The 5,160-nt window shown below is 53.6% G+C and carries 6 protein-coding genes and 1 pseudogene; all 7 read left to right on the top strand.

Annotated elements, in window-relative coordinates; all coding sequences use genetic code 11:
• Window positions 1-225 precede the first annotated feature (225 nt).
• A pseudogene (locus tag EDC90_RS20445) lies at window positions 226-696 on the top strand (transposase); the annotation flags it as partial.
• A gap of 103 nt (window positions 697-799) precedes the next feature.
• Complete coding sequence (locus EDC90_RS21515; RefSeq protein ID WP_132314355.1) at window positions 800-1,015, top strand: hypothetical protein; 216 nt, start codon at window positions 800-802, stop codon at window positions 1,013-1,015.
• 418 nt (window positions 1,016-1,433) lie between these two features.
• Entirely contained in the window at window positions 1,434-2,234 is an 801-nt protein-coding gene (locus tag EDC90_RS20435) for an amino acid ABC transporter ATP-binding protein (RefSeq protein WP_132314354.1), read from the top strand.
• Window positions 2,231-2,875, top strand: coding sequence for an amino acid ABC transporter permease (locus tag EDC90_RS20430; RefSeq protein WP_132314353.1), 645 nt, complete (start codon window positions 2,231-2,233; stop codon window positions 2,873-2,875). The genes EDC90_RS20435 and EDC90_RS20430 overlap by 4 nt, the downstream gene beginning before the upstream one ends.
• The gene (locus EDC90_RS20425; RefSeq protein WP_132314352.1) at window positions 2,872-3,549 is read left to right on the top strand and encodes an amino acid ABC transporter permease; all 678 of its coding nucleotides are present in this window, start codon (window positions 2,872-2,874) and stop codon (window positions 3,547-3,549) included. Before EDC90_RS20430 ends, EDC90_RS20425 begins: the two co-directional genes overlap by 4 nt.
• Window positions 3,550-3,574: 25 nt before the next feature.
• On the top strand, window positions 3,575-4,399 hold the full coding sequence (locus EDC90_RS20420; protein WP_165972926.1) for a substrate-binding periplasmic protein: 825 nt from the start codon (window positions 3,575-3,577) through the stop codon (window positions 4,397-4,399).
• Between the two features lie 129 nt (window positions 4,400-4,528).
• Window positions 4,529-5,023, top strand: a complete 495-nt coding sequence (locus tag EDC90_RS20415; RefSeq protein ID WP_132314350.1) for a MarR family winged helix-turn-helix transcriptional regulator — start codon at window positions 4,529-4,531, stop codon at window positions 5,021-5,023.
• Window positions 5,024-5,160: the final 137 nt, after the last annotated feature.

The following is a 5,160-nucleotide window of genomic DNA, read 5'->3' as shown; positions in this document are numbered from 1 at the left end:
GCCAGCGGCAATCAGGATGATAACATCACAAATGACGCGACATAGAATCTCAGACAGATTGTCGCCGGCGTCTCAGACAGATTGTCGCGCTATATCCGGGCAGATGTCGGGAAGCGCGAGACGACATTGATGGGGTCGGGAGCGGCCAAGGCTAAATCGCTGCACGGCGCTCTGCCCCTACTCTACTGCACGTACGGTTCGGGGAGGAGAAGCGCATTCGCGCTTCTTACTCCACTCCCGATGGCGCGAGGCTTCGTTTATCTCTGCGCCGTCGTCGGCTGGTTCAGCCGGAGGGTGCTGTCGTGGCGGCTGTCGATCACGCTGGAAACCGCGTTCTGCGTTGAAGCCGTCGAGGCAGCGCTCGGTCGATATGGCAAGCCAGAGATATTTAACTCAGATCAGGGATCGCAGTTCACCTCGATGGACTTCACAGCTGTGCTGAAGACGGCGGAAATCGCCATCTCAATGGATGGTAAGGGCGCTTGGCGCGACAATGTCTTCGTGGAGCGGCTTTGGCGGTCGATCAAGTATGAAGAGGTCTATCTTCACGCCTACAAGTCTGTCGCAGAAGCCCGAGCAGGTATCGGACGATATCTGACCTTCTACAACAGCCGTCGTCCGCATTCTTCGCTTAACCGGAACACACCCGATCAGGCTTACTTCAACGCGCTGCCCGCAATATCAGAGGCAGCATAAACGAGGCCGGAAACCACTTAAGAAAGACCGTCTGGCTGTTCAAACAAACCGAGCCACTTCACACGCCGTGTGGCTCTATTTTCGGCTTACTCCGAACTCACGAGTGGTCGAGACCTTGCTGGCTGACCGCGGGATTATGGTCTTCCATCAGACAGGCCGGCTGTGGGCGGAGAAATTCTGCCGTATCTTTACCAACACATCCGTCATCGATCATCCGGTCGGCTTTGCGGCTCTCGCCGTTCTTAAGATGATATCTCCGATCGTTGAACAGAAGGCCTATTGGTTCCGAAACTGGTCAACCGGTTTGGCAATCGTGTGATCGTGGGTGGCGCATTGATCTACGCCAATGGAACAGACTAGGTCATCGTCATCACTTTTATGGTAGTGACCGGGTTGGTCCGCGCGAAAAGATAGAGAAATGTTCCATAATAATCAATAATATAACTGCCAAAAAGCACTTTCGTATACTTTTAATATTGGTCCCATTTGGGACTTAGTGTATAAGCCCCCTCATCCTTGGTCATGCGTTGCGCACGGCAACAGCAACGCAAGGCCAATTCACCTCGGGCACTCATCTTGAACATGCCCGTTCACGTTGGCATCTGCCATTTTGCAGAACGGCCCGAGGATCATCCGATCCCTTGAGACCTGACCTCGCAGGTTTCAAAAACGTGATTGAAATCAAAAGAAAAGCAACCCACGGATCATTGCTGTCGGCGTTTGCTTAAGGAGCGAGAATGACGATACTAGCCTCCACCAAAGCGGAGGATGGCTTTGCACGTTCTGACGAAAAGCCTGTGATTGAGTTGAAGGCGATTCACAAGTCGTTCGGCCATCATGAAGTTCTGGCCGGTATAGATCTCAGCGTTCATGCCGGGGAAGTTCTGTCAATTGTAGGGCCATCAGGGTCAGGGAAATCAACGCTGCTGCGTTGCATTAATCTTCTCGAGACTCCCACAAACGGTCACATCGACGTATGTGGCACCCGTATCGATGCGGGCAAGCCCATTCCCCGCTCACAGATTACGGCGCTGCGTCGCCACCTCGGCATGGTGTTTCAAAGCTTCAATCTGTTCCCTCACATGACTGCGCTCGAAAATGTGAGTTTTGCCCAAAAGCGGGTATTTGGACGCTCCACGCGTGATGCCGACGAAAACTCACTGAAGTTGCTGGAAAAAGTCGGCCTCGCTGATAAGGCCGAACAATATCCCTCCCGATGCTCCGGAGGCCAGCAGCAACGGATCGCTATCGCCCGGGCGCTGGCTATGGAACCCCGCGTCATGTTGTTCGATGAACCGACTTCTGCACTCGACCCGGAACTCGGACTCGAAGTCCTTCAGGTTATGCGTGACCTGGCGGAGCAGGGCATGACGATGATTGTCGTCACCCATGAAATGGCGTTTGCAGAAGAGGTGGCCGAAGAGACGATTTTTATGGCTGACGCGCGCATAATCGAACAGGGGTCATCCACGGAGGTTATCCGTAATCCGCAGACCGAACGCGCCAACAGCTTCTTTCATGCGGTCAATAAACGATGAACTGGACCGATTTCCTTCTGATATTGCACGGCCTTCACTGGACAGTGCTTCTCACCGCCGGGGCGCTTGCCATCGGTGCCATTCTTGGCTTTCCGATCATGCTGATGCGTGTATCCAGGAACAGGGTTCTTCGTATCGTCGCTCTGGCTTTCATCTCATTTGTGCGTGCAATCCCGCCGATTGTCTGGATCTTTCTGATTTTTTTCGGAGTGGGCGCTGGCGGCACAGGTTTCAATCCGTTTGCTGCAGCGCTTGTCGCATTCGGGTTGATCGCTGCCGCCAACATGGCTGAAATCTACCGCGGAGGTTTAATCGCAGTTCCGTCCGGGCAAAGCGAGGCAGCGGAAGCTTTGAACCTTTCACCACAGCACCGGTTTTTCGGTGTTATTTTTCCGCAACTGATGCGCGTGGCTCTTCCTACCACCGCGACCTATGCTATCGGCCTTTTGAAAGACAGTGCGATCGCATCCACCATCGGCGTGACTGAACTGGCATTTCAGGGACGCTATGTCACGCAGATGAATTACCAATATCTGCCGGTCCTAGGCATGGTTGGGTTGATCTATATCCTGCTTTCTCTTCCGATCGCCTGGGTCTCACGCGTGGCCGACCAGAAACTTCGCAGCAAGGTGGCCCGATGACGGATTTATGGCTCGGAATGACGTCCGACGATATCTTAACCTGGCTGCCCGAGCTTTGGCAGGGTTTTAAGATATCACTTCAGGTAACAGGCCTGACACTTCTTTTGGGAATCCCGCTCGGGCTGGTGTTTGCGTTGGCGGTTCAGTCCAAACTGAGGGCGATGCGCTGGAGTGTACTGGCACTTGTGGAGATCGGGCGGGGCGCGCCTGCATTGGTGCTGATCCAGTTCATGTATTCCGGTCTTCCGCAGGCAGGTTTGACCCTGGGTTCATTTTCTGCAGCCGTTGCAGCGCTTGGGCTTTCAACGGCTGCTTATACCAGTGAAATCATCCGTGCGGGATTACAGGCCGTCCCTGCGGGGCAAAAGGAAGCTGCAGCCGTCTTGCGTCTGGGACGATTGGATACGCTGCGATTTGTGACTTTGCCGCAGGCGATCAGGATTGCTGTACCCGGCCTGCTGGGTTTTTCGATTCTGGTTCTACAATCAACATCCCTCTGCTTCACGATCTCTCTCAGTGAGATCATCAGCCGCGCCTATGACATCGGTGCGATTACTTTCCAATATTTTCCGGTTCTGATGCTCGCTGGCCTTTTCTTTGCGGCTGTCTGCATCCCGGCTTCGATCCTCGTCAGCTGGTTCGAAGGCCGAGCCGGAGCCTATGCCAAACGCTGACAAACAAAGAATTGAAAGGGTTTTTATGACGACGATTAAAACCACACTTATTGCCACCGCTTTTCTGGCTTGCACTGTGCCTGCCGCAATGGCTGAAGACTGCACTCCCAAGCATAGCTTTGAAACGGTAAAACCTGGAACACTATCGCTGGTCGCGACCACATACCGCCCCGCAACATGGATCGAAAACGGCGAAATCATGGGGATCGAAGGGGAGATTCTGAAACACGTTGCCGCGATGGAATGCCTTGAGATTGAGGCCCGTCCGGTCGATGCTGCCGCCGGGCTCAATTACATCACCCGCGGCCGCGCCGATATTTCCGCAGGCGGCTGGTACCGCACCGCAGAGCGCGACAAGGTTCTCGATTTTTCCGCACCTCTTTATCTTGACCAGATGGCCATCGTCAGCACAGAAGATGTCAACGCATTCGATGAGCTTGAAGGACAGCCTGTTGGCACAGTCCAGGGCGATCTCTGGGTGCCTGAACTCAAGACACTTTTCGGCAGCCAACTCAAGCTTTATCCAAATTTCTCAGCATCACTTCAAGATCTGCGCAATGGTCGCATCTCCGCCAATTTCGCAAGCAACTCCGTCATCGTGAACGCAGATTCAGCAGGTCAGCTTGAAGGCTTTTACTATAATGCGGTGCAGCCGGATGAGCGCGTTGCCGCGTCGATGATGCCTTCGCAGGTCGGGTTCCCCGTTCCGGAAGGTTCTGCAGACTTTCAGGCAGCCATCAACGCAGACGTTCAACAATTGCGCGAAGATGGAACTCTGGCCGAAATTCTGAAAAGACATGGTCTTGAAGCCTCGGCTGCGAATGTAGGCGATGCTCGTTTCGTTCAATAGGTAAAGGACAATCCGGACGAACTTGAATAAGTCGTCTCCGGACATGCTGCAAAGCCGAGACATTGAGACCATATCTGGTCTCAATGGATACCGGGCTTTTAAAGCGTCGGGGTCATGAGGAAGACCGGGATGGGGCATAAAAACACGCTGGTGGAACTGGAAGACGAGGTTCGCAATATTCGCGAACGCTCGGAAATCAAAGAAACATATCTGCTTTCGCTGTGGGGCAATTATTTTTCCGGGCCGACGGCACTGGAGCTGGAACAGAAGCACGGTATGACCCGTGATGATTTCAATGTTCTCTTCACGTTGGCGGCGACGGGTCCGTTGAGCGCTTCCAAGATCTGTATTCTGACGGGACGACCGAAAAACTCGATCAGCCGGGCAGTGATTAAATTGACCAATTCAGATCATCTGATCCGGGAAGTGGCAGCCGGTGACCGTCGTAAAGCCTATCTTCGCCTGACCGGGAAAGGACTTGAACTCTATCACTCGGTCCTACCCATCTATACAAGAAGGCGCGATGAAATGCTGGCCGCACTGACGCCAAACGAACGCAGGCGCCTCAACGATCTACTTTTGAAAGCAATCTACAGCCCAGGCAACTGGTCACGCTCGTATTAGAGCGTCAGGCGCGATGAATGAATCGTATGGGATTCCGTTTTGGTGTGATTTGTGATTCCTTGTGTCAAAGGAGATTTCCGATGACCCGAGCTCTTTCCGTTGACCTCCGCCGTCGTGTGACGGATGCAATCGCACAA

The sequence above is a fragment of the Martelella mediterranea genome, assembly GCF_004342225.1.
Taxonomy (GTDB): Bacteria; Pseudomonadota; Alphaproteobacteria; order Rhizobiales; family Rhizobiaceae; genus Martelella; species Martelella mediterranea_B.
Note: the sequence above shows the minus strand (reverse complement) of the source record. Positions and strands in the feature narration are given on the sequence as shown.

Excerpts from the sequence above, each read along its gene's own strand:
- EDC90_RS20425 (WP_132314352.1), top strand. The coding sequence starts at position 2,872 with ATGACGGATTTATGGCTCGGAATGACGTCCGACGATATCTTAACCTGG.
- EDC90_RS20430 (WP_132314353.1), top strand. The coding sequence starts at position 2,231 with ATGAACTGGACCGATTTCCTTCTGATATTGCACGGCCTTCACTGGACA.
- EDC90_RS20435 (WP_132314354.1), top strand. The coding sequence starts at position 1,434 with ATGACGATACTAGCCTCCACCAAAGCGGAGGATGGCTTTGCACGTTCT.
- EDC90_RS20420 (WP_165972926.1), top strand. The coding sequence starts at position 3,575 with ATGACGACGATTAAAACCACACTTATTGCCACCGCTTTTCTGGCTTGC.
- EDC90_RS20415 (WP_132314350.1), top strand. The coding sequence starts at position 4,529 with ATGGGGCATAAAAACACGCTGGTGGAACTGGAAGACGAGGTTCGCAAT.